This window comes from Afipia sp. Root123D2 (assembly GCF_001425835.1).
Taxonomy (GTDB): Bacteria; Pseudomonadota; Alphaproteobacteria; order Rhizobiales; family Xanthobacteraceae; genus Afipia.
The window spans coordinates 56,858-78,100 of the sequence record NZ_LMDP01000004.1 but is presented as its reverse complement, the minus strand read 5'-3'; the positions used below and the strand labels follow the sequence as shown (position 1 = coordinate 78,100).

18 protein-coding genes and 1 pseudogene are annotated in these 21,243 nt (G+C 62.3%); 7 read left to right on the top strand and 12 right to left on the bottom strand.

The genetic code is table 11. The annotated features are described in order from the left end of the window. Positions 1–97: 97 nt before the first annotated feature. Genes pqqA through ASC80_RS24580 form a run of 3 tightly spaced genes read right to left on the bottom strand, consistent with a single transcriptional unit; the run spans position 98 to position 551 of the window. A complete protein-coding gene (gene pqqA / locus ASC80_RS19995; protein WP_056301757.1) occupies positions 98–178 on the bottom strand; it encodes a pyrroloquinoline quinone precursor peptide PqqA in 81 nt (26 codons plus the stop codon). A 32-nt stretch (positions 179–210) separates the two neighbouring features. After that, positions 211–426 (bottom strand): hypothetical protein, encoded by a 216-nt coding sequence (locus ASC80_RS23880; RefSeq protein WP_156464470.1) that lies wholly within the window; start codon positions 424–426, stop codon positions 211–213. Beyond that, on the bottom strand, positions 423–551 hold the full coding sequence (locus ASC80_RS24580; RefSeq protein ID WP_283805057.1) for a hypothetical protein: 129 nt from the start codon (positions 549–551) through the stop codon (positions 423–425). The genes ASC80_RS23880 and ASC80_RS24580 overlap by 4 nt, the downstream gene beginning before the upstream one ends. Positions 552–837: 286 nt before the next feature. Between ASC80_RS24580 and ASC80_RS19990 the strand changes: the two genes are divergently transcribed. Continuing rightward, positions 838–2,910, top strand: coding sequence for a PQQ-dependent dehydrogenase, methanol/ethanol family (locus ASC80_RS19990; RefSeq protein WP_502690994.1), 2,073 nt, complete (start codon positions 838–840; stop codon positions 2,908–2,910). A 53-nt stretch (positions 2,911–2,963) separates the two neighbouring features. Here ASC80_RS19990 and ASC80_RS19985 read toward each other — a convergent pair whose 3' ends face one another. From ASC80_RS19985 to ASC80_RS19960, 6 genes are all read right to left on the bottom strand, one after another. Then, a complete protein-coding gene (locus ASC80_RS19985; protein WP_056301754.1) occupies positions 2,964–3,956 on the bottom strand; it encodes a branched-chain amino acid ABC transporter permease in 993 nt (330 codons plus the stop codon). After that, positions 3,953–4,819, bottom strand: a complete 867-nt coding sequence (locus ASC80_RS19980) for a branched-chain amino acid ABC transporter permease (RefSeq protein ID WP_056301287.1) — start codon at positions 4,817–4,819, stop codon at positions 3,953–3,955. The genes ASC80_RS19985 and ASC80_RS19980 overlap by 4 nt, the downstream gene beginning before the upstream one ends. A gap of 12 nt (positions 4,820–4,831) precedes the next feature. Beyond that, on the bottom strand, positions 4,832–5,536 hold the full coding sequence (locus tag ASC80_RS19975) for an ABC transporter ATP-binding protein (RefSeq protein ID WP_056301752.1): 705 nt from the start codon (positions 5,534–5,536) through the stop codon (positions 4,832–4,834). After that, positions 5,529–6,248, bottom strand: a complete 720-nt coding sequence (locus tag ASC80_RS19970) for an ABC transporter ATP-binding protein (protein WP_056301285.1) — start codon at positions 6,246–6,248, stop codon at positions 5,529–5,531. Before ASC80_RS19970 ends, ASC80_RS19975 begins: the two co-directional genes overlap by 8 nt. A gap of 10 nt (positions 6,249–6,258) precedes the next feature. After that, a complete protein-coding gene (locus tag ASC80_RS19965; RefSeq protein ID WP_056301283.1) occupies positions 6,259–7,500 on the bottom strand; it encodes an ABC transporter substrate-binding protein in 1,242 nt (413 codons plus the stop codon). A gap of 193 nt (positions 7,501–7,693) precedes the next feature. Continuing rightward, positions 7,694–9,451 (bottom strand): acyl-CoA dehydrogenase family protein, encoded by a 1,758-nt coding sequence (locus ASC80_RS19960; RefSeq protein WP_056301282.1) that lies wholly within the window; start codon positions 9,449–9,451, stop codon positions 7,694–7,696. A 146-nt stretch (positions 9,452–9,597) separates the two neighbouring features. Here ASC80_RS19960 and ASC80_RS19955 point away from each other — a divergent pair, with 146 nt between their 5' ends. From ASC80_RS19955 to ASC80_RS19940, 4 genes are all read left to right on the top strand, one after another. After that, on the top strand, positions 9,598–10,518 hold the full coding sequence (locus ASC80_RS19955; protein ID WP_082512691.1) for a LysR family transcriptional regulator: 921 nt from the start codon (positions 9,598–9,600) through the stop codon (positions 10,516–10,518). Between the two features lie 167 nt (positions 10,519–10,685). Then, positions 10,686–11,981 carry an O-acetylhomoserine aminocarboxypropyltransferase gene (locus ASC80_RS19950; RefSeq protein WP_056301280.1) on the top strand — a complete coding sequence of 432 codons (1,296 nt, stop codon included), beginning with the start codon at positions 10,686–10,688 and terminating at the stop codon, positions 11,979–11,981. Positions 11,982–11,984: 3 nt separating this feature from the next. Then, positions 11,985–12,767: an alpha/beta fold hydrolase gene (locus ASC80_RS19945; protein ID WP_056301277.1), complete on the top strand. Its 783-nt coding sequence runs from the start codon at positions 11,985–11,987 to the stop codon at positions 12,765–12,767. 122 nt (positions 12,768–12,889) lie between these two features. Then, complete coding sequence (locus tag ASC80_RS19940; RefSeq protein ID WP_056301274.1) at positions 12,890–14,566, top strand: Na/Pi cotransporter family protein; 1,677 nt, start codon at positions 12,890–12,892, stop codon at positions 14,564–14,566. An 11-nt stretch (positions 14,567–14,577) separates the two neighbouring features. Here ASC80_RS19940 and ASC80_RS19935 read toward each other — a convergent pair whose 3' ends face one another. The 3 genes and pseudogenes from ASC80_RS19935 to ASC80_RS19925 all read right to left on the bottom strand — a co-directional run bounded on the left by ASC80_RS19935 (position 14,578) and on the right by ASC80_RS19925 (position 17,979). Further along, the gene (locus ASC80_RS19935) at positions 14,578–15,120 is read right to left on the bottom strand and encodes a hypothetical protein (protein WP_056301270.1); all 543 of its coding nucleotides are present in this window, start codon (positions 15,118–15,120) and stop codon (positions 14,578–14,580) included. A 298-nt stretch (positions 15,121–15,418) separates the two neighbouring features. Next, entirely contained in the window at positions 15,419–16,645 is a 1,227-nt protein-coding gene (locus tag ASC80_RS19930) for an ABC transporter substrate-binding protein (protein WP_056301267.1), read from the bottom strand. A 50-nt stretch (positions 16,646–16,695) separates the two neighbouring features. Continuing rightward, positions 16,696–17,979: pseudogene (locus ASC80_RS19925) on the bottom strand (hydroxymethylglutaryl-CoA reductase, degradative). 161 nt (positions 17,980–18,140) lie between these two features. Here ASC80_RS19925 and ASC80_RS19920 point away from each other — a divergent pair. Beyond that, positions 18,141–19,556, top strand: a complete 1,416-nt coding sequence (locus tag ASC80_RS19920; RefSeq protein WP_056301264.1) for an aminotransferase-like domain-containing protein — start codon at positions 18,141–18,143, stop codon at positions 19,554–19,556. Between the two features lie 318 nt (positions 19,557–19,874). Then, positions 19,875–21,221 carry a substrate-binding protein gene (locus ASC80_RS19915; RefSeq protein ID WP_056301261.1) on the top strand — a complete coding sequence of 449 codons (1,347 nt, stop codon included), beginning with the start codon at positions 19,875–19,877 and terminating at the stop codon, positions 21,219–21,221. The last annotated feature ends 22 nt before the right edge of the window (positions 21,222–21,243 follow it).

Below are 21,243 nucleotides of genomic sequence, written 5' to 3'. Positions count from 1 at the left end.
AACGGCTCCGGACCCGGTCACGGCATTTCCATGAAGGAAATGTCACGCTGCCCAAGCCGGACCGCTTTGCCACGTTACTTGTAAATGACAGTTCGCCTTATTTGCGTGCTGCGCAGGCGTACATGTTGATTTCCATGCCCACTGACACTTCGACAATCTTCGGAGTCTTCCACGCCATCTTGGTCTCCTTCCAGATTCCACGGGCAGCGTTCATGCACCGACCGCTACGGTAATATGCCGCGTTCGGCTCCTCTTGTCCATTTTCCTGAACGCCGCCACAAAAAAGTTATCGCGCGTATCGGCGCTTTCCCGGCCAAATTCGCGCGAAATCCACACCGCACTGCAAAAAAAATAGCGAGAAAGCAGACCAACCGACTGACCGGCGTTTTGCCTGGCCGGGTTCCAGCGGCGGCGCGCCAAACTCATACGCCGTCACGGCGGCGAACCGAGTCCTCTTCGCCCATGCGCATGCCGCGGATCATCATACGATCATGGCCCGCTCGCCTCATCTTCCGAACGATGACGATCTTCATCGGGACAAATGAAGTCATCAATTTCTCACTGCGGAAGTGAATTCATTTCTCATTGCGAAACTGAGAGCGGCCGCAACACTTCGTCAACGCTCCGCTGCGACGCGACACACGAGACACATCGCGCATTTTGTTGACGCCGCTCTTTTTCGACGCCTAACATTCTCGCAGGTCCGTTAGAGATCATAGGGAGGATTGTATGCGCTTTCTTGCCCGTTGCGTCGAACCTGCTTCCAGTTCCAGTTTGAATATCGGCTCCATCCGCAAGGCCACCTCCGGTCTTGCCCGCATCATGCTTGCAACAGGCATGATGTTCGCCTTTTGTCACGGCGCCAGTGCGCAGACCGCAAAAGGTTCACCCGAACACATCAAGGCGGTGACCTCCGCCGTCGATATCAATTCGGTGCGCGCCAATGAGGCGACGTCGAAGGACTGGCCGACCATCGGCCTCGACTACGGCGAAACGCGCTTCAGCAAGCTCAAGCAGATCAACACCGACAACGTGAAGGACCTCGGACTGGTCTGGTCCTACAATCTTGAATCGTCGCGCGGCGTCGAAGCGACACCGATCGTGGTCGACGGCATCATGTACGTTACCGCGTCGTGGAGCGTGGTTCACGCCATCGACGTTCGCACCGGCAAGAAGATCTGGACCTACGATCCTGAAGTTTCGCGAGAGATCGGGTACAAAGGCTGCTGCGACGTGGTCAATCGCGGCGTCGCGCTCTACAAGGGCAAGGTCTTCGTCGGCGCTTATGATGGGCGGCTGATCGCGCTCGACGCCGTCACCGGCAAGAAGGTGTGGGAAAAAGACACCCTCATCGATCATACCCACTCCTACACCATCACCGGCGCGCCACGTGTGGCCAACGGCAAGGTGATCATCGGCAATGGCGGAGCGGAATACGGCGTGCGCGGCTATGTCACCGCCTACGACTCCGAGACCGGCAATCAGGTGTGGCGCTGGTTCACGGTGCCCGGCGATCCGAGCAAGCCCTACGAAGATGAATCGATGGAAGCCGCGGCAAAGACATGGGACCCGGCAGGCAAATACTGGATCAACGGCGGCGGCGGCTCGACGTGGGATACCATCACCTTCGATCCTGAACTCAATCTTGTCTATCTCGGCACCGGTAACGGTTCGCCGTGGAATCGCAATGTGCGCAGCCCTGCGGGCGGCGACAATCTCTATCTCGCCTCGATCGTCGCGCTCAACGCGGACACCGGAAAGTATGTCTGGCATTATCAGGAAACGCCCGGCGACAACTGGGACTATACCTCGACCCAGCCGATGATCCTCGCGGACCTCACCATCGACGGCGCGCCGCGAAAGGTCATCCTTCACGCACCGAAGAACGGCTTCTTCTTCGTGATCGACCGCACCAATGGCAAATTCATTTCAGCGAAGAATTTCGTCGATGTGAACTGGGCGACCGGTTACGACGCCAACGGCCGGCCGATGGAAGTCGCGGAAGCGCGTTCGCCGGATAAATCGTTCGACAGCATTCCGGGGCCGTTCGGTGCCCACAACTGGCACCCGATGTCCTACAATCCGGAAACGGGGCTGGTCTATCTGCCGGCGCAGAACGTCCCGCTCAACCTGACCGGCCAGCCGAACTGGAAGCAGAACGCTAACACCCCCGGCGAGTTCGGCGGCAACACCGGCTGGAACACCGCCTTCTATCTCAACGCGACGCCGCCCAAGAGCGTGCCGTTCGGGCGCCTGATCGCGTGGGATCCCGTCAAACAGAAAGAAGCGTGGCGGCAGGAATATGTCGCACCGTGGAACGGCGGCACGCTGACGACCGCCGGCAATCTGGTGTTCCAGGGCACGGCTGACGGCCGCTTTATCGCCTACAACGCCAAGACCGGCGAGAAGCTGTGGGAGACGGCAACCGGAACCGGCGTGGTTGCCGCTGCCTCGACCTTTATGGTCGATGACAAGCAATACGTTTCGGTCGCGGTCGGCTGGGGCGGCGTGTTCGGCATCAGCCAGCGCGCCACCGAACTGAACAGTCCCGGCACGGTCTACACCTTCGCCATCGGCGGCAAGGCACCCCTGCCCGCCTTCACCAAGTACCAGACCGAAGGCCTGCTCGCGGGCGTGAAGTACGACCCGGCCCTCGTCCAGGAAGGCACGCTGATCTATGTCAGCAGCTGCGCGACCTGCCATGGCGTGCCGGGCGTCGACAAGGGCGGCAACGTCCGCAACCTCGGCTATGTCAGCCCCGAGACGATCACCAACCTCAAAGACTTCGTATTCAAGGGGCCGTTCGTGTCGCAGGGCATGCCGGACTTCACCGGCAAGCTGAAGGAAGAGGATATCCCGAAACTGATCGCCTTCATTCAGGGAACTGCTGACGCGATCCGCCCGAAATAATAGGCGGCAATGATCGAAGCCCTGCGGAGACAATCTCCGCGGGGCTTTTCACGTCATGTCCTCGGAGCCGGCTGGCCGCGCACGCGCGCCCACAATTTCTCGAACAACGGCAGCAGGCCGCGCGGTGTGATGAGAATGACGGCGATCACCACGACGCCATAGATGAAATAGTGCAGCCCCGGCAGCGTGCCGCCGAGCTTGCCGCGCAGGATTTCGCCGAGCGGCACCAGCAGCAGCGCGCCGAGCGCCGGCCCGTAGGCCCGCCCCAATCCGCCGACGGTGGCGAACAGCACGATCTCGATGGTGATGACCGGCGAGACCAGCAGGTAGGGATCGGCGAAGGTCAGGTAGCGCACATAGGCCGTTCCGACCACCGACGCGAGCACCGCCGAGATCACCATGGCGATGGTCTTGTTGCGCAGGACGTTGACGCCGATCGCCTCGGCGGCGCGCTCGTTGTCACGGATGGTGCGCAGATAATAGCCGAGCGGCGCGTTGAGAATGGCGACATTGACCATGACGCAGATCGCCGCCAGACCCAGCATCACCCAGAACGCGCCGCGCCCGCCGCCGAACTGGAACTGACAGAAATCGCCGGTGTCGCGCGGCAGCAGCAGGCCGGATGCGCCGCCGAGGAAATCCCAGCCCTCGACGATAATCCCGCCCATTTCCGCGAACGCCAGCGTGATCAGGACGAAGGACAGATGGCCGAGCCGGAACCGGAAATCGACCCACGCGATCATGGCGCCGAGAATTCCGGAAATCACCGCCGAGATCACCAGCCCGAGCCACATGTTGACGCCGTAGCGCAGCAGCAGCGCCGTGGAGAACATCGCACCGACGCCGATGAACAGGCTGTGCGCCAGCGAAATCTGCCCCGCCATGCCGCCGACGATATTCCACGCCGACGCCAGCGCGACATAGACCAGCGCCAGCGTCACGATGTTCATGTAGTAGCTCGACAGCACGAACGGGAGCAACGCGGTCAGCGCCAGCACGATCCACCAGATCGGCGACGACAGCGCCTTGTAGAATTCGTGCCTCATCGCGCCGGCCTCCACGTCAGACCTTGCGGCCGGAACAGCATGATCAGCACGAAGATCACATAGGGCAGCAACATGCCCAGCGTATCCGACAGGTAGATCGTGCCGAACGCCTCGGAGATGCCGATCACCAGACCGCCGAGCATGATGCTGACAAAATTGGTCATGCCGCCGAGAACGACGACCAGAAGCGTGATGACGGTGTAGCGCAGACCCTGCGTCGGCTGAATCGGCGTGCCCGGCAGCAGCAGGGCTGCCGCGATGGCGAGCAGCCCGATGCCGAGCGCGAAGGTCAGCACCTGCACCCGCCCGACATCGATCCCCATCAGCGAGGCAGCATGGGCGTTCTGATGCACCGCGCGGATCGAACGGCCGAAATCGGTCGACCGCAGCATGATGTACAGCCCGATGGCGAGCGCGAACGACACGACAAACGCGATCACATGCGGCAGACGCAGCACGACATCGCCGAGAATGATCAGCTTGGTTTCGACCATCGACGGCGTGCGCGCCGGCTGGCCGCCGAACACCATCAGGATGCCGTTTTGAAGGACCAGGCTGAGGCCCAACGTCAACTGCACCACCATCAGGAACTGGTGCCCGACCATCGGCCGGATCAGGTAGCGATAGACCAGCGCGCCGATCGCCACCATCACCGGCACGGTGATGACGATCGACACATAAGGATCCATCGCCAGCGCCGAGTACAGCGCAAGGCACATGAACATGCCGAGCGAGATGAAATCGCCATGCGAAAAGTTGACCACGCCGCTGACGCCGTAGACCAGACCCATGCCGAGCGCGAGCAGACCGTAGGTGCTGCCGATCAGAAGACCTTGCGCGAGAGCTTGCAGAAATTCGGGCACGTCAATCTCCGATCAAAGTCCAAGATAGGCGCTGCGGGTTCGCGGATCGTCTCTCACGCTGTCGGCGTCTCCCTCGACCGCGACCTGCCCGCGCTCCAGCACGTAGCAGCGCTGGGCGTGGCGCAACGTCAGGTTCAGGTTCTGCTCGACCAGCAGGATCGTCAGGCCGTCCTGATGCAGGCGGTCGATGATGCCGAAGATGTACTGCACGAACAGCGGTGACAGGCCGAGCGACGGCTCATCGAGCATCAGCACCTTGGCTTCCGCCATCAGGCCGCGGCCGATCGCCAGCATCTGCTGTTCGCCGCCGGATAGCGTGCCGGCATCCTGCGACAGCCGCTCCTTGAGACGGGGAAACAATTCGAGCACCTTGTCCATCTGCGACGGCCGGTGCGGCCGCGCCCGCGCATTGACGCCGCCGAGCAGCAGGTTCTCGCGAATGGTCATTTCCGGAAACACCAGGCGGCCTTCCGGTACTTGCACGATGCCGAGTTCGACGCGCTGTTTCGGCGTCAGCCGTGTCACATCGTTGCCCTCGAACATGATCTTGCCGGACATCGGCACGACCAAACCAGACAGACTGTTGATCAGGGTTGTCTTGCCGGCGTTGTTGGCGCCGAGCAGCCCGACAATTTCGCCCTTGCCGAGCGTGACCGAGACGTCCCGCAACACCGGGACGCCGCCGTAGCCGGCCACGAGGTTTGTGATCTCAAGCATCGAGCTCATCCCCGAAGTAGGCGTCGATGACCTTCTGATCCTTGATGATGACGTCCGGCGTCGCCTCGGCGATCTTCTCGCCGAAATTGATCACCACGATCCGCGTCGCCAGCCGCATGATCACCGGCATGACGTGCTCGACCATGACGATGGTAACGCCCTGACTGTTCAGTTCGCGAATGATGGCGATCGGCGCTTCGGTCTCCGCCATCGTCAATCCGGCCATCACCTCGTCGAGCAGGATGCAGCGCGGATCGGTGGCGAGGCACTTGGCAAGCTCGAGCAGCTTCTTGTCCTGCAGCGAGAGCGAGCCCGGGGTCTGATATTCCTTGCCGCCGAGCCCGACCCGCCGCAACACATGCGCGGCATAATCCACCGCCTCGACGATCGGTCGCCGCGTCAGCGCCGCGGTGGTGACGACATCGAGCGTCGTCATGTCAGCGAATGTCTGGGCGACCTGAAAGCTGCGGATCAATCCGCGCCGCACCAGCCGGTCCGGCGAAATGCCGATGATGTCCTCGCCATCGAAACGCACACCGCCTTCGCTCGGCGGAATGAAGCCGGAAATCACGCCAAACAGCGTGGTCTTTCCGGCGCCATTCGGGCCGATGATGCCAAGGATCTCCCCCTTGGCGACGGAGAAGCTGACCGAATTCAGGGCGACGAGACCACCGAAGCGCCGCGTCACCCTGCTGACATCGAGCAGTGTCACGTGTCAGGCCTCAGGCGCGAGGACGCGGTTCGGTCTGGGCAAATTCGGCGGGGAACACCACCTGCTGCTGCTGCTCCGGGGTCCACTGGATGAACATCGCCGATCCATCCTGCAACAGGCGATCCGGCGCGAACTGAAGACCCTTGGGCTTGGCGACGTAGAGGTTCGGATCGCCGAACGGAATGTTGACGTTCTTGAAGGCCTCGAGCAGATCCTCGCTCTTGAGCGACTTGGAATTTTCCAGAACCTGCTGAAGCACGCGCCCGGCCTGAGCGTACTGGATCGCGCCCTGCCCGATCCGGTCGAGCTTGGCGACGTCGTGCAGCTCGGCGATGATCTTCTGCATCGAGTCGACCTTGGCGCCGGGGCTAAAGCCGGTCATGCCGAACAGGTTCTTGGTCAGCACCGCCTTGCCGATCTCAGGCCCGAGGTCCTTCCACAGCGACAAGTCGGAATAGCCGCCGGTGCCGCCGCAGAAAATGCTGCCGTGATAGTTGAGGTTGTAGCGCGCCTGATGCAGCAGGATGCCGTCGCGCGGCGTCACAAGGCCCACCACGACATCCGGCTTGAGCGAGCGGATGCGCACCATCGCCGAGGTCTGGTCCTGCGCGCGGATATCGAGCGGCGCTTCGCCGATCACCTCGATGCCGCTCTTCTTCAGCTTCTCGGTGAGGAACTTGTTGACCTGCTGACCGGCTTCGTAATTCGAGTAACCCATCACGGCGGTCTTGATGTTGAACTTCTTGGCGTCGCGCAGGAAGACCACGAAATCATGCATCGATTGCGCGTAGCCGCGATCGTAAGGATAGCCGAGCGTGAACATGTAGTTCGAATGAGAGCCGCCGGCCCACACCGACAGCGTCGGCACCTTCAGCTCATCGAGCACCGGGGTCATCGCCAGCATCTGCGCGCTGAGGATGGTGCCGGTCATCAACTGCACCTTTTCCTCGGTGATCAGGCGCCGCGCCTCGATCGCCGTGCGGGCCGGCTGGCTGGTGTCGTCGGCCTGGATCAGTTCGATCTTGGCGCCGCCCTTGCTCTTGATGCCGCCCTCGGCGTTGATCTTCTTGATGATGTATTCGAAGGCCGGCTGGCCTTCCTGCGCATAGGCGGCAAGACCGCCACTCATCGAATTGACGACGCCGATCCGGATCGTGTCCGCGGCCGCCGATGAGCGAATGAACGGCGATGCGACCGATCCCAACAGGACTCCGGATGCACCGATGCCGAATGTGCGACGAGTGATAGCCATAGACGTCTCTCCCTCTGGATATTCCGCGTGATGGAAATCACGCTGTTGTTTTTGGCCTCACCGCTGTTTTCCGCGGTGTTGTGGGCCGATTTTGATAGTCAGATTAGCGCGGAAACTGCCAGCCGCGTCAATGGTAAATCCATGACAGGTTTTTCATGGAACAGAACGTCTCGCACTCCGATATCGGTGGCCGTCATGCCGCGAGCAGCGCTGCGGCCCGCTCCATGCCGACGGCATGATCGCCGAGCACCTCCGCCGCCATGGCGCGATCGGCTCCGTCGGCGTGAGATTTAAACGGATCCCGCACGGTCAGCCTGTGATCGACCACCATGCGTGACAACAGCAGACGTTTGGCATCGCCACGCATCTGGTGAATTCGCCCGCCCTCCCATGCCAGGGAGACGGCGCCGGCGACATGATACAGCGTGCTGGTGGCGCGCCGCGCTTCGGCTTCGTTATCGGCATTGCTCGCAACATCTCGCGCAAAGGCAATGGCGCGGTCGGTCAGGCCGCGCAGACGGTCCCGCCAGGCTTGCGGCACGTTCGCGGAATCGTCGAGACGCGCGTGCAGATCCGCGCCCAGCGCCGATTCGGCGCCGTGACGCCCGACCGCGCGCTTCAAGGCATCGAGCGCGACGATGTTGCCGGTGCCCTCCCATATCGAACCGAGATGGGCGTCACGCAGCAGCCGCGATGTGGCGAACTCCTCGACGTAACCGATGCCGCCGCGCATTTCGAGCGCATCGCCGCAGACCTTGCGGGCGTCGCGGGTGGCGCGGAATTTCAGCGTCGGGGTGAGAATCCGCAGCAGCGCCGCCGCGTCCTGACTGCCGCCTTCGGCCCGGTCGAGCGCATCGGCCGTGAGGAAACTCATCGACAGCGCCTGCTCGGTCGGCAGCATGATCTTGAGCAACTGCCGCCGCGCCAGCGGCATATCGATGATGCGCTGGCCGAACACCACGCGGCCGTTCGCCACCGTCATCGCATCGTGATGGGCACGGCGCATCAGCGCGGTCGATTTCACGCCGTTGGACAGGCGCGACGAGTTGACCATCTCCGCCATCTGCACGAAGCCGCGATCGAGCCGCCCGACCGAATAGGCAATCGCGCCTTCGAGCTTGATCTCGCCCGACGCCATCGAGCGGGTGCCGAGTTTGTCCTTGAGTCGCACGATCCGGTAGTGATTTTGCGAGCCGTCATCGAGGAAGCGCGGCATCAGGAACAGGCCGACGCCCTGCGTTCCCGCGCCCGCGCCTTCCGGCCGCGCCAGCAGCATCACCACTTTCGCATCGGCGTTCGAGCAGAACCATTTCTCGCCGGTCAGCCGCCAGTGATCGCCCTCCTGCACCGCAGTGGTGGTGAGCTTGCCGACATCGGAGCCGCCCTCTTTTTCAGTCATAAACTGGCCGCCCTGGGTCAGCTTTGCCATGTCGGTCTGGGTCAGGCCGTCGAGATATTTGGCTTTCAGTGCGTCGTCGCCGTAGTTCGAGAGCAGCTTGGCGCAGCCGTCAGTGACATTGATCGGACAGCCAAGGCCGAACTCGGCCTGATTGAACAGGAAGGTGAAGGCGTGTTTCGCCGTAACCGGATAGGTATCCGCCCAGCCGAGAATTCCCTTGCGGTGCGACATCGCATGGATGCCGAACTGACCGAAGGCCGCGTCCTCGAGCTGGCGATAGGCCGGATGATATTCGATCGACTGCACGTCGCGGCCGAAGCGGTCGCGCTGATACAACACCGGCGTGTGACGATCCGCCATGCGCGCACAGGCATCGAGTTCATCGCCCGCCATCGCGCCGAGCCGGTCGAGATGCGGCTCAATATGACGGAACAGCCTGTCGGACAGATGAATCCGCAGCAGGTCGGCCAGCATCGGGTCAGCGCGGTAAAAATTCATGCCGGTGGTGTCGGGCGCGATCAGATTCGATGCAGACCGGGGACTGGCTGTCACAGCGGGATCCTCATGTTCGTATCGGCGGAATTACGCGTGATCTCGTCCGCCGTGCCTCCGGCGAGCCTTGCGATACTTGCTCAAGGAACCAATAGCGTCCAATATATAATTCAGAGAGATCGATATGTTTTTTATATAGGTCCGTCATGGACATGCGAAAGCTCCGATACTTTTCCGTGCTCGCGGAAGAGAAACACTTTGGCCGCGCTGCGGCGCGGCTTTCCTTGTCTCAACCGCCGTTGAGTCTGGCCATTCGACAACTTGAGTCCGAGATCGGAGCGAAACTGTTCGAACGAGACAGCCGGAACGTATCGCTTACGCCAGCTGGCGACGCCCTTCAGCAGGAAGCGATCTTTCTTCTGCGCCGCGCAGAGGAATCACGCCTTCTTGTCAAAGCAATTTCGGAAGGCAAAGGTGGGCGGCTTCGCATCGGGTTCAGCGGGTCGATGCTCTATCGGGGCTTACCCAACATCATATCCGCATTCAAAACGGCCTCGCCGACGACGGAGCTTTTGTTGAGAGAACTCAATACCGTCGAACAGATCTCGGCGTTTGGCCGGGACGAAATCGATCTCGGCTTCACATTCGGCCGCGCCATCCCGGAAGAGCTTGAGGGCTTTCACTATCACTCGGAGCCGTTTGTCGCCTGCCTTCCGGCTGGACACAGATACGCCTCGGCAAAACGAATCAGCCTCACAAAACTGGAGAACGAGGAGTTCATTCTATTCACCCGCGATGTGTCTCCGGACTATCATCAATCAATCGTTGCAGCGTGCCTTGCGGTCGGCTTCGCCCCAAAGATCAGGCATGAGGTGCGACATTGGCTAAGCGTCGTATCCTTTGTTGCCCAAGGGATCGGGGTGTCACTGGTTCCGGCTTCGCTGGCGAAATCCAATGTGTCGAACGTTTTCTTCGTTCCACTGAGCGACGCCCGCCTGTACTCGGAGACATGGTGCGTGTGGAATCCGGAGGGATCCGCCGGTGTGTCTATCCGGAACGCGATTGACGCTGCCAGGATTCAGTCACGCGCGATGGCGAAACATCGCGGAGCGCGTGCAGGACGGTAGGTCGGCCCGCGCCCGCAACATCACATCGCACAAAACGGCCATGGTCGAAGGGCACACCTCCTGTTAAATCATCGCGTTGCAACGGGCCATGTAGCCCTTGCAACGATGCCACCGTCTTGCGAACGTGACCGTTCTGGACACTGTCCTCCCCGATTTTCGAGTTCGATATGCCCGCACCCAAGCCTCCCGCGTTCGAAACCCTCAGTCTTCACGCCGGTCAGCATCCCGATCCGGTCACCGGGTCGCGCGCCGTGCCGATCTACCAGACGACATCCTATGTTTTTCAGGATTCGGATCATGCCGCGGCGCTGTTCAATCTTGAGCGCGCGGGCCACATCTACACCCGCATTTCCAACCCGACCACGGCGGTGCTCGAGGAGCGGCTGTCCGCGCTCGAAAGCGGCGTCGGTGCGGTCTGCACCGCGAGCGGCATGGCGGCGCTGCATCTTGCCATTGCGACGCTTTTGAACGCCGGCGATCACATCGTCGCCTCGTCATCGCTCTACGGCGGCAGCATCAACATGCTGACGCATACCCTGCCGCGTTTCGGCATCACCACCACTTTCGTCAAGCCGCGCGCGCTCGACGAATTCCGCGCAGCGATACGCCCCAACACCCGCCTGATCATCGGCGAGACCATCGGCAATCCCGGCCTCGAAGTGCTCGATATTCCGGCGGTGGCGCAGATCGCCCATGACGCGAAAATTCCGCTGCTGATCGACAACACCTTCGCGACGCCATTCCTGAGCCGGCCGATCGAACTCGGCGCCGACATCACCATGAACTCGGCGACCAAATGGATCGGCGGCCACGGCATCGCCATCGGTGGTGTCATCGTCGATGGCGGCCACTTCGACTGGCGCGGATCGGGAAAATTCCCGCAGATCACCGAACCCTATGATGGCTATCACGGCATCGTCTTCGACGAGCAGTTCGGGCCGGCGGCCTTCATCATGCGCGCGCGCACCGAGGGCCTGCGCGATTTTGGCGCCTGCCTGTCGCCGACCAATGCGTTCCAGCTTCTGCAAGGCGTCGAGACGCTGGGCGTCCGGATGGAACGCCACATGACGAACACCCACGCCGTGCTCGATGCGCTGACCGCGAACAAGGCAGTGGACTGGGTGCTGCACCCCGATCTCGCCTCCCATCCCGATCATGACCTCGCCAAAAAGCTGTTGCCGCGCGGCGCGGGTTCGATCATCTCGTTCGGCATCAAGGGCGGCCGCGCCGCCGGGCGGAAGTTCATTGAATCGCTGCGGCTCATCAGCCATCTCGCCAATGTCGGCGACGCCAAGACGCTGGTCATTCACCCTGCCAGCACCACGCATCAGCAAATGAACGCCGAACAGTTGAAAGCCTCCGGCATCGGCGAGGAACTGGTGCGGCTGTCGGTCGGCATCGAGGCCGCGCCGGATATCATCGACGATCTCGCGCAGGCGCTGCGCTTTTCGCAGAAAGCTTGAGCCATGCAGATTTCCGTACAGGGCGTCGACACGTTCGTTTCCACCGGCGGCCGCGACTTCGATCCGTCATTGCCGACAGCGGTCCTGCTCCATGGCGCGGGTTTCGATCACTCGACCTGGGCGCTGCACAGCCGCTGGTTCGCGCATCACGGCTACGGCGTACTCGCGCCCGACTTTCCCGGCCATGGCCGCTCCAGCGGTGCGCCCCTCACCTCGATCGCCGACATGGCGGACTGGACCGCCGCGCTTATCACAGCCGCCGGCGCGCAAAAGGCCCGCCTCGTCGGACACTCGATGGGTTCGCTGATCGCGCTCGAAACCGCCGCGCGTCATCCGGACAAGGTGACGGAGCTGAGCCTGATCGGAACGGCGGCCGCGATGACGGTCGGGCCGGACCTTCTGAAAGCGGCTGAAGCCAACGATCAGGCGGCGATCGACATGGTCTCGATCTGGGGACTGGGCTTCCCGGCTGGGCTGGGCGGCAGTCTCGCGCCCGGCCTGTGGATGCTGACCGGCGCGCAGCGGGTGCTGGAAAACAACCGGCCCGGCGTGCTGTTCACCGACCTCGCCGCCTGCAATGCCTACCAGAACGCGCTTGCCGCCGCGGCGAAAGTCTCGGTGCCGGCGACCCTGATCCTCGGTGAGCGGGACATGATGACGCCGGCGAAGGCCGGAAAAGCGCTGGCAGCCGCGATTCCCGGTGCCCGGACCATCATCATGCGTGGCGCCGGACACATGATGATGAACGAGCGGCCGGACGAACTACTCGCCGCACTGCAGGATTAGCAGGCGCGCTTTTCCGAAAAAATCGCTCAAAACGAACAATATCTCGCGCTTCGTCCTGTGAATCCGGGACCGCTGCCTATATGCTCCCGGATCATTGATTTCCCGAGTCGCGAGGGCCCGGAATGGGTTCGGTTGTTCTGCTTGATCTGATGGGCGGCGTGGCGCTGCTGCTCTGGGGCCTGCACATGGTCCAGAGCGGAATTCTGCGCGCGTTCGGGCCGGATCTGCGCCGATTCCTGTCCACGGTGCTGGGCAATCGCATCTCCGCGTTCTTCGCCGGGCTCGGCCTGACCGCGCTCCTTCAGAGCAGCACCGCGACCGGCATCATGACCGCGTCGTTTGCCGCCGAAGGCATGGTGAGTCTCGTTCCCGCGCTCGCGATCATGCTCGGCGCCAATGTCGGCACGACGCTGATCGTCCAGCTGCTGTCGTTCAACATCTACGCCGCCGCGCCGGTGATGTTCATCATCGGCCTGATCGCGTTCCGCACCGGCGCGCGCACCCGCATCAAGGATCTCGGTCGCGTCTCCATCGGCCTTGGCCTGATGCTGCTGGCGCTGCACATCCTGCTCACATCATTGGCGCCGGCGGAATCCGCGCCGGGCATTCGCATGTTGCTGACCGCGATCACCGGCGATCCCGTGCTTTGCATCCTGCTGGCGGCAGTCGTGACATGGGCGGCGCATTCCAGCGTCGCCAGCGTGTTGCTGATCATGTCGCTGGCCTATTCGCATTTCATCACCTTCGAGGCGGCGCTGGCGCTGGTGCTCGGCGCGAATCTCGGCAGCGCGCTCAATCCGGTGTTTGAAGGCACGCGGCGCGACGATCCGGCGAGCTATCGCCTGCCGGTCGGCAACCTCGCCAACCGGATCATCGGAATGCTGCTGATCGTGCCGTTCATCCAGCCGCTCGCTGGATTTGCGCAAAACCTGCAGCCCGACCTTGCCAAGGCGACGGCGATGTTCCACATCGCATTCAATGTCGGCACCGCCGTGCTGTTCATCGGCCTGCTCGATCCGTTCGCGAAGCTGCTGACCAAGGCGTTCCCCGACCGCAAGAGTCTCGCCGATCCCCATGCACCGCGTTATCTCGAGGAAAGCGCCATCGATACGCCATCGCTCGCGCTGGCCGATGCCGCACGCGAAACGCTGCACATGGGCGACATCGTCGAAACGATGCTGCGTCAGGTGATGGTCGCGATGACCACCAACAATCGTGCTCTGGTCGGCGAAGTCTCGCGTATGGACAACGCAGTCGACAAGCTCGACGAAGCGATCAAGCTCTACGTCACCAAGTTGACTCGCGGCAGCCTCGACGAGCGGGAAGGCCGGCGCGCCATGGAAATCGTGTCGTTCTCGATCAACCTCGAGCACGTCGGCGACATCATCGACAAGAACCTGAGCGAACTCGCCGCCAAGAAGATCAAGAACCGGCTACAGTTCTCGGCAGAGGGTCTGCAGGAGCTGGAGGCATTCCATCGCCGGATCGTCGATGCGCTGCGCGCGGCGTTTGGCGTCTTCATGTCAGGCGATCTCACCGAGGCGCGCAAGCTCGTCGCCGAGAAGGCCGAACTGAAAAGCATCGAACTCGCCGCCGGCGAGCGTCATCTCGACCGCCTGCGCAATGCGCAGCCTGAAACGCTGGAAACAACTTCATTGCATCTCGACGTGCTGCGGGACCTGAAGCGAATTCACTCCCATATCGTGTCGGTAGCATACCCGGTGATCAACGCGGCGATCGAACCCGCGACCCAAAGCGAAACAGCAAACGCGACACAGGTCGCGCCGGCTCCGAAATAGCCGGGCCGCGCCTACCGCGACATCCCGACGTTCGAATACGGGAAACCGTCCCTGATCACTGCCGAGCCGTCAGGGTGACTGTCTCGCGGCAGAACTCTCGTGCTCGCATAGGCCGGCGGTGCATCGGCGCCCACCGTGGCCTTGTTGGGCGTGAACGCGGAAACCACCATCACGAAGCTCCACCACCCGACCAGGAAAATCAGCGCCTGCGTGCTCAGATCCGGCGCCTTCGCCGCGCGTGACAAGACAGAGGATCCAGACTGCGTCGCTGCGTACTGCTTGGGCAGAAGGCGGACCAGTCGCTCCGCGAGCGCGGCGTTTTGCGCCGGCGTTCCGTCGCGCATCACCCGGCCGATCAATGCCACCACCGTCTCTTCCGCAGCCCCGATTGTCATCGTCGACAGCCGCGCGGCTTCCTCCCACGGATCGACGTCGGTTCGCGCCAGTGCCGACAACACGGAAAGCTGGGTGCCATCACGCTCCTCGCAAATCACCGCAAACAGAAAATCATCGAACGCAGAGGACGGATTGGCCACCGGCTGACGGGACTCCATGCGATTCTTCCTTTCGCGCTGCCACGCCGCGCGCGGCGGCGATGCCGTCCAGGCGGCGTGCGATCAGAACAAGCCCAGGCCGGGAGTTTGCATCCGGCTGCAACGCATGCCGGCCATATCGGGCCACTCCTGTGCCCGACGAACACGAGCATTGTGGTCCCGGATTTATATTTCGCAAGCGAGTAATAGTGACGATAAATATCGGACTTATAGATATGACGATCAGTCGTATCGGCATGATTCAAGCAAAAAAAGGCCGGCACCGAATCCGGTGCCGGCCTTCGCGCGGTGCGTGTTGTTACTTCTTGGCGACCAGCGGGCAGCCGCCGTCCGCCAGCGGACGAAACGCCTCAGCCGCCGGAATGGTCTGCACCAGCTTGTAGAAATCCCATGGCTTCTTCGATTCCGCCGGGGTCTTCACCTGGAACAGATACATGTTGTGGATGTGGCGGCCATCGACGCGGATCGTTCCGTCGCCGAACAGCGGATCATGCGACGGCATTTCCTTCATCCTGGCGACGACCGTCTTGCCGTCGGTCGTATTCGCCGCGGCGGCTGCGCGCAGATAGTGCAGCGTTCCTGCATAAACGCCCGCCTGAATCGCGGTCGGCCGCTTGCCGCCGCCCACGATCGCCGTGAAGCGATCCGCAAAGGCGCGCGTGCCGTCATTCATATCCCAGTAAAAACCCTCGGTGAGATAGAGACCCTTGGCGCCGTCGAGACCGATCGCGTTGACATCGGTCACCTGCATCAGGAGTGCCGCCAGGTCCTGCCCGCCGGCCTGAATGCCGAATTCGCGAGCCTGCTTCACGGAATTGACGGTGTCGTTGACGGCGTTCGCGAGCGCGACGATTTTCGCTTTGCTGGCCTGAGCCTGCAACAGGAATGATGAAAAGTCCGATGCGCCTGGCGGATGCCTGACACTCCCAAGAACCTTTCCGTTCTCGGCCTTGACGACGTCCGAGGCATCTTTTTCAAGCGAATGGCCGAACGCATAATCTGCGGTGACGAAGAACCACGTGTCCTTCTTGTTCCGCAGCAAGGCCAGCGCGGTTCCGTGAGCCAGCGCCCAGGTGTCGTAGGTCCAGTGCACGGTATTCGGCGAACACTTCTCGCCAGTGATCAAGGACGACCCCGGCCCCGACGCGATGAAAGCGGCCTTCGAGTCGCGCGTCACTTCCTGCACGGCGAGCGCAACGGACGAGAACGGCACGTCAAGAATGGCATCGACCTTGTCGACGTCGATCCAGCGGCGCGTCAGTGCGGCACCGACGTCGGCCTTGTTCTGGTGGTCGCCCTGAACGAGTTCGACCTTGATGTCTGGCTTCTCTTTCTTGAAATCCTCGATCGCAAGACGTGCGGCGGCAACCGACCCGAGGCCCGTCGAATCGGCCGCGGTCCCGTTGATGTCCGTCAACACACCGAGCTTGATGGTGTTGTTGGCGATTTCCGCGTGGGCCGAACCGGCAAGCGCCAGTGCGACCGCGGCTCCGAGCAGAACTCCTGATTTCTGTTTCAATGACATGTCGTTTTCTTCCTCCCTTTTGATTTTTGTCGTTCGATGAACCGGATGATCTAGCGCCGAAGTTTCTCCAGAACGGTCTGGGCGACATCGATGCGCACGGCGCCGCGCTCGACCAGCGCCCGCGCCACCGCATCGACCTCATCGCCGACGGCGCCCGCCATGATCGCAACGTTCTGCGCGTGCAGCGCCATGTGGCCCGACTGGATGCCGACCGTCGCCAGCGCCTTGAGCGCGGAAAAATTCTGCGCCAGCCCGACCGCCGCGATAATCCGCGCCAGCCGCTCGGCGGTGGTGACACCGATGATCTTCAGGCATGCTTGCGCTGTGGGATGGATCTTGGTCGCGCCGCCGATCAGTCCGACCGCCAGCGGCAGTTCGATCGATGCGCTGAGATCGCCGTCGCGGTTGATCTCGTAATGGGTCAGCGACGAATAGCGCCCGCTGCGCGCCGCCTAAGCGTGCGCGCCGGCTTCGACCGCGCGGGTGTCGTTACCGGTCGCAAGAATGACGGCACTGATGCCGTTCATGATGCCCTTGTTATGCGTCGCGGCACGATACGGGTCGGCCGCTGCGAACTGATAGGCGCTGATGATGCCGTCGCGCACCTTGTCGCCGCCGATATCGGCCGTCTTCCATACCGCATGGGCGCGCGCCAGCCGCCGGTCGGCGAGATTGGAGAGAATCCGCAGATAGACACGTCCGCCGCTCCACGCCGCGATGTACGGCGCGACCTTTTCAGCCATGGTATTGACGGCGTTGGCGCCCATCGCGTCGCGGGTGTCCACGATCAGATGAGTAATGAGCATGGTGCCGCCAAGCGTCTCGAGAATCCGCACTTCGAGATCACGGAAGCCACCACCGAGCTTGACCAGCAGCGGATCGCAGCCGTCGCAGATCGCCTTGATCTCGTCGCGCCGCTCCAGCAGCCGCAATCGCGACGCTTGCGGGTCCGGCACATCGACCGCCTGAACCTGCGCGATCATCTGCGTACCGGATACTGACGTGACAAAGCCCGCCTCGTAATTCTGGCGCGCTGCATTACAGACTGCGGCGACCACCGACGATTCCTCGGTCGCCATCGGCACCAGGACATCCTCGCCGTCGATCTTCAGGTTGGTGGCGATCCCGATCGGCACGTTCATCGTGGCGATTACGTTCTCGATCATCTTGTCGGCGAGCTGCGGCGGCAGATTGCCCATGTTCGCGAGGTGGCTGACCGCAGCCGCATCAAGGCCCGCGAAAGCGGCCACCAGATCGAGCCGTTCCTGCGGAGTCTTGCGGTGAAATCCGGCGATCCGCGCGCTGCGGTTTGCGCCATGTGCTGGAACGGTCATGCGGCCTGCCCTTGCGATTGACGTCCGGCCCGTGCTGTTCACGCATCGGCCGGTTCCGAACCGAAGCCTCTGCGGGCTTTCGGCAGCGAACTGTATTGAGGCAAGGGTACGCCACAAGGAACGCTTTGCACATTTTCGGGAAGGTCCGTACCATCCGGGGCATGGGTACAGTTCAGGCAGCAGAGCGCGAAGCCCCCCGCTCCCGGGTCGAAACAGTCATCGATGCCTTTATAATGCGGATCGATCGGGGAATGATCCGCCCCGGCGAACGGCTGCCGTCGATCCGCGCCGCGTCACAGGCCTTCGCCGTCTCCAAGAACACCATCGTCGAGGCTTACGACCGTCTGGTCGCCGCCGGAAAGATCGAGAGTCGCCCAGGCTCCGGATTCTATGTCACGCCCCACCGGCCGAAGCAGGCCGAGAACGAGACGCCGGCCAAGATCGACGCCGTCGACATCGTCTGGCTGCTGCGCGAGCAACTCGAAAACCGTTACGAGGTCCGCGTCGGTGATGGCCGTCCGCCGGCGGCGTGGATGGAAGGCTCGGAGGTCGGGCCTTATCTGCGCCCGGTCAGCCGCCCCGGACAGCGCACCCTCCCCGAAAGTTACGGCAGCCCCTACGGCCTGCTGCCGCTGCGTCAGCGCATCGCCTTGACGCTGGCGGAGCGATCGATCGGCGCCGAACCGACCCAGGTGCTGCTGACACAGGGCGCCAACGACGCGCTCGACATGATCGTTCGCCATTTCATCGAACCCGGCGACGCGGTGCTGGTCGATAATCCCGGTTACTATCCGCTGTTCGGCAAACTGCGCCTGGCAAAAGCGCGCATCGTCGGCGTGCGGCGCAATCCCAACGGACCGGACGTCGACGATCTCGCCGCGCAGGCCGCGCGAACCGGCGCAAAATTTTTCTTCACCCAGTCGCTGGCGCACAATCCGACCGGATGCTCGCTCACGCTGCCGGTTGCTTACCGTCTGCTCGGCGTCGCTAACGAGCATCGCCTGCGAATCGTCGATACCGATCCGTTTGCCGACGTGCTGCCGAACACCCATCCGCGGCTTGCGGCGCTGGATCAACTCGAGCGCGTCATCTATGTCGGCACCTTCGCCAAGACGCTGTCCGCCAGCCTGCGCTCCGGCTACATCGCGGCCGATCCGGACACCATCGGCGCGCTTGCCGATCTGAAGATGATCACCCGTGCCAACAGCTCAGGCTACATCGAGCAGATCATCTACGACCTGATTACGAGCGGACGTTATCGCGGTCACCTCAAGCGGCTCGCCGGACGCATCGAGGACGCGACGCGTCAGGCCCGCGATACGTTGGGACGGATCGGGCTTCCGCTGTTCGGCACGCCGGGCGGCGGTTTTTACATGTGGTGCGAACTCGCGGACCACATCGACGACAAGCAGCTGTCGCGCGCTGCCGCCGAACACAGCATCCTGCTGGCACCCGGATCTGCGTTCAATCCCGACACGGCCCCGGCGCGCCCCGCAATGCGCGTCAATATCGCGCATGTCGGCGATCCGCGTTTCGCGGACTTCATTGCCGGTGCCGGAGCCGCGCCGGCGCGTTGAATTAAGTCAAACAGAACGCTGAGTTCTGATCTCGCCACTGCGAACATCTCATCCGTTTGGATAAGAGTTAACGGCGCCAGGATCGCTCGAACTCCGAGATATTTCCTGTGTGCTGCACACATCATAGGCACCGCATCGACGAAAGTCGGATTGCCGCCGACTGGCGCACATCCGATGTTGCCGCCGTAAAACATTGAACAGCATCGCTGATATGCGATGCCGTGCGGAGCCCTCATTTGAAGGCCGGAGTTAACCGGCTTCTTCGCCTGGGCCGGGTCCGCGATAACAAACAACAAAGATTTTTAAGGAGGAAGCTGAATGTCACGCAACTCGATCGACAAGACCGGCGTTTCGCGCCGCACAATGCTCCAGGTCGCTGCCGGCCTGGCAGGTGGAATGGTGATTCCGGGCACCACGCTCCGGGCTTACGCAGCGGGCGACCATCCCGCGATCGGAACCTATCCCGCCGGTTCATCCGGCAACTCGGTCACCATCGGCGCTTCGGTGCCGCGCACCGGCACCTACGCGGTGCAGGGCGAAGACGAGCTCAAGGGTTATCAGCTCGCCGTCGAGCATCTCAACCAGGGCCACGAACTCGCCAAGAAGGTCTCGCCGAAGACCAAGAAGGGCGTTCTCGGCAAGGAACTGAAACTGGTCGTCGCCGACTCGGCCGCCAAGCCGAACGAAGCGGTGCAGGCGCAGCAGCGCTTCATCAGCGAAAACAAGGCCGTGATGATCACCGGCGGCACCTCGAGCGCCGTCGCGGTCGCACTCAACAAGCTCGCCCAGCGCGAAAAGGTCTTGTTCGTTTGCGGCATTTCCGGTTCGAACGACACCACCGGCAAGGACTGCGTGCGCTACGGCGTCCGTCAGAACTTCTTCGGACAGACAGCGGCTGCGGCGATCGCCCCGGTTCTCGTCAAGCAGTTCGGCAAGAACAAGAAGGCGGCGTACATGACGCCGGACTACACCTACGGCCACACCGTCACCAAGTCGGTGCAGGACATTCTGGCCAAGTCCGGCTGGACCACGGTGACCAACCAGGTCTCGCCGCTCGGTGCGCCTGACTTCTCGTCCTATCTGCTCAACGTCGCCAACTCCGGCGCTGACGTGCTCATCAACGTCAACTGGGGTCACGACGCTGTCCTGTCGATTCAGCAGGCCAAGCAGTTCGGCATCTTCGACAAGATGAAGCTCGTCGTGCCTTATCAGGTTCCGTTCCTCGCCCGCGAGACCGGCGGCCTGATGGAAGGTGTTTACGCGGCCACCGACTACTGGTGGACGATTGAAGACAAGTACCCGCTCGCCAAGATGTTCAACGAGACCTTCGAGAAGAAGTTCGGCTACAAGCCGGAATGGGGTGCGGAAAACGCCTACATCAGCTTCCTGCACTGGGCTCGCATGGTCGAGGAAGCCGGCAGCTTCTATCCGCCGGACGTGATCAAGGCCTACGAGAAGGGCGAGACCATTCCGTCGCTGGTTGGCGACGTGCACTACCGTCCCGAAGATCACCAGTGCATCCGCCCCGTCATCATCGTCAAGGGTAAGGCGAAGAAGGACATGAAGGGCAAGGAAGACTGGTACGACATCGTCGAAGTCGTCCCGGGTGCGGGATTGATGCAGAAGCCGGACGAATTCGGCTGCAAGCTCGGCGATTACACCTGATCGCGTTCTGAAACTCCTTCCG

What these genes read in the sequence shown, in the direction of transcription:
- ASC80_RS19915 (WP_056301261.1), top strand. Translation starts at nt 19,875, where the DNA reads ATGTCACGCAACTCGATCGACAAGACCGGCGTTTCGCGCCGCACAATG.
- ASC80_RS24580 (WP_283805057.1), bottom strand. Translation starts at nt 551, where the DNA reads ATGACTTCATTTGTCCCGATGAAGATCGTCATCGTTCGGAAGATGAGG.
- ASC80_RS19950 (WP_056301280.1), top strand. Translation starts at nt 10,686, where the DNA reads ATGCCCGCACCCAAGCCTCCCGCGTTCGAAACCCTCAGTCTTCACGCC.
- ASC80_RS19955 (WP_082512691.1), top strand. Translation starts at nt 9,598, where the DNA reads ATGGACATGCGAAAGCTCCGATACTTTTCCGTGCTCGCGGAAGAGAAA.
- ASC80_RS19945 (WP_056301277.1), top strand. Translation starts at nt 11,985, where the DNA reads ATGCAGATTTCCGTACAGGGCGTCGACACGTTCGTTTCCACCGGCGGC.
- ASC80_RS19920 (WP_056301264.1), top strand. Translation starts at nt 18,141, where the DNA reads ATGGGTACAGTTCAGGCAGCAGAGCGCGAAGCCCCCCGCTCCCGGGTC.
- ASC80_RS19990 (WP_502690994.1), top strand. Translation starts at nt 838, where the DNA reads ATGATGTTCGCCTTTTGTCACGGCGCCAGTGCGCAGACCGCAAAAGGT.
- ASC80_RS19940 (WP_056301274.1), top strand. Translation starts at nt 12,890, where the DNA reads ATGGGTTCGGTTGTTCTGCTTGATCTGATGGGCGGCGTGGCGCTGCTG.
- ASC80_RS19975 (WP_056301752.1), bottom strand. Translation starts at nt 5,536, where the DNA reads ATGCTTGAGATCACAAACCTCGTGGCCGGCTACGGCGGCGTCCCGGTG.
- ASC80_RS19965 (WP_056301283.1), bottom strand. Translation starts at nt 7,500, where the DNA reads ATGGCTATCACTCGTCGCACATTCGGCATCGGTGCATCCGGAGTCCTG.
- ASC80_RS23880 (WP_156464470.1), bottom strand. Translation starts at nt 426, where the DNA reads ATGAGTTTGGCGCGCCGCCGCTGGAACCCGGCCAGGCAAAACGCCGGT.
- ASC80_RS19985 (WP_056301754.1), bottom strand. Translation starts at nt 3,956, where the DNA reads ATGAGGCACGAATTCTACAAGGCGCTGTCGTCGCCGATCTGGTGGATC.
- ASC80_RS19935 (WP_056301270.1), bottom strand. Translation starts at nt 15,120, where the DNA reads ATGGAGTCCCGTCAGCCGGTGGCCAATCCGTCCTCTGCGTTCGATGAT.
- ASC80_RS19930 (WP_056301267.1), bottom strand. Translation starts at nt 16,645, where the DNA reads ATGTCATTGAAACAGAAATCAGGAGTTCTGCTCGGAGCCGCGGTCGCA.
- pqqA (WP_056301757.1), bottom strand. Translation starts at nt 178, where the DNA reads ATGGCGTGGAAGACTCCGAAGATTGTCGAAGTGTCAGTGGGCATGGAA.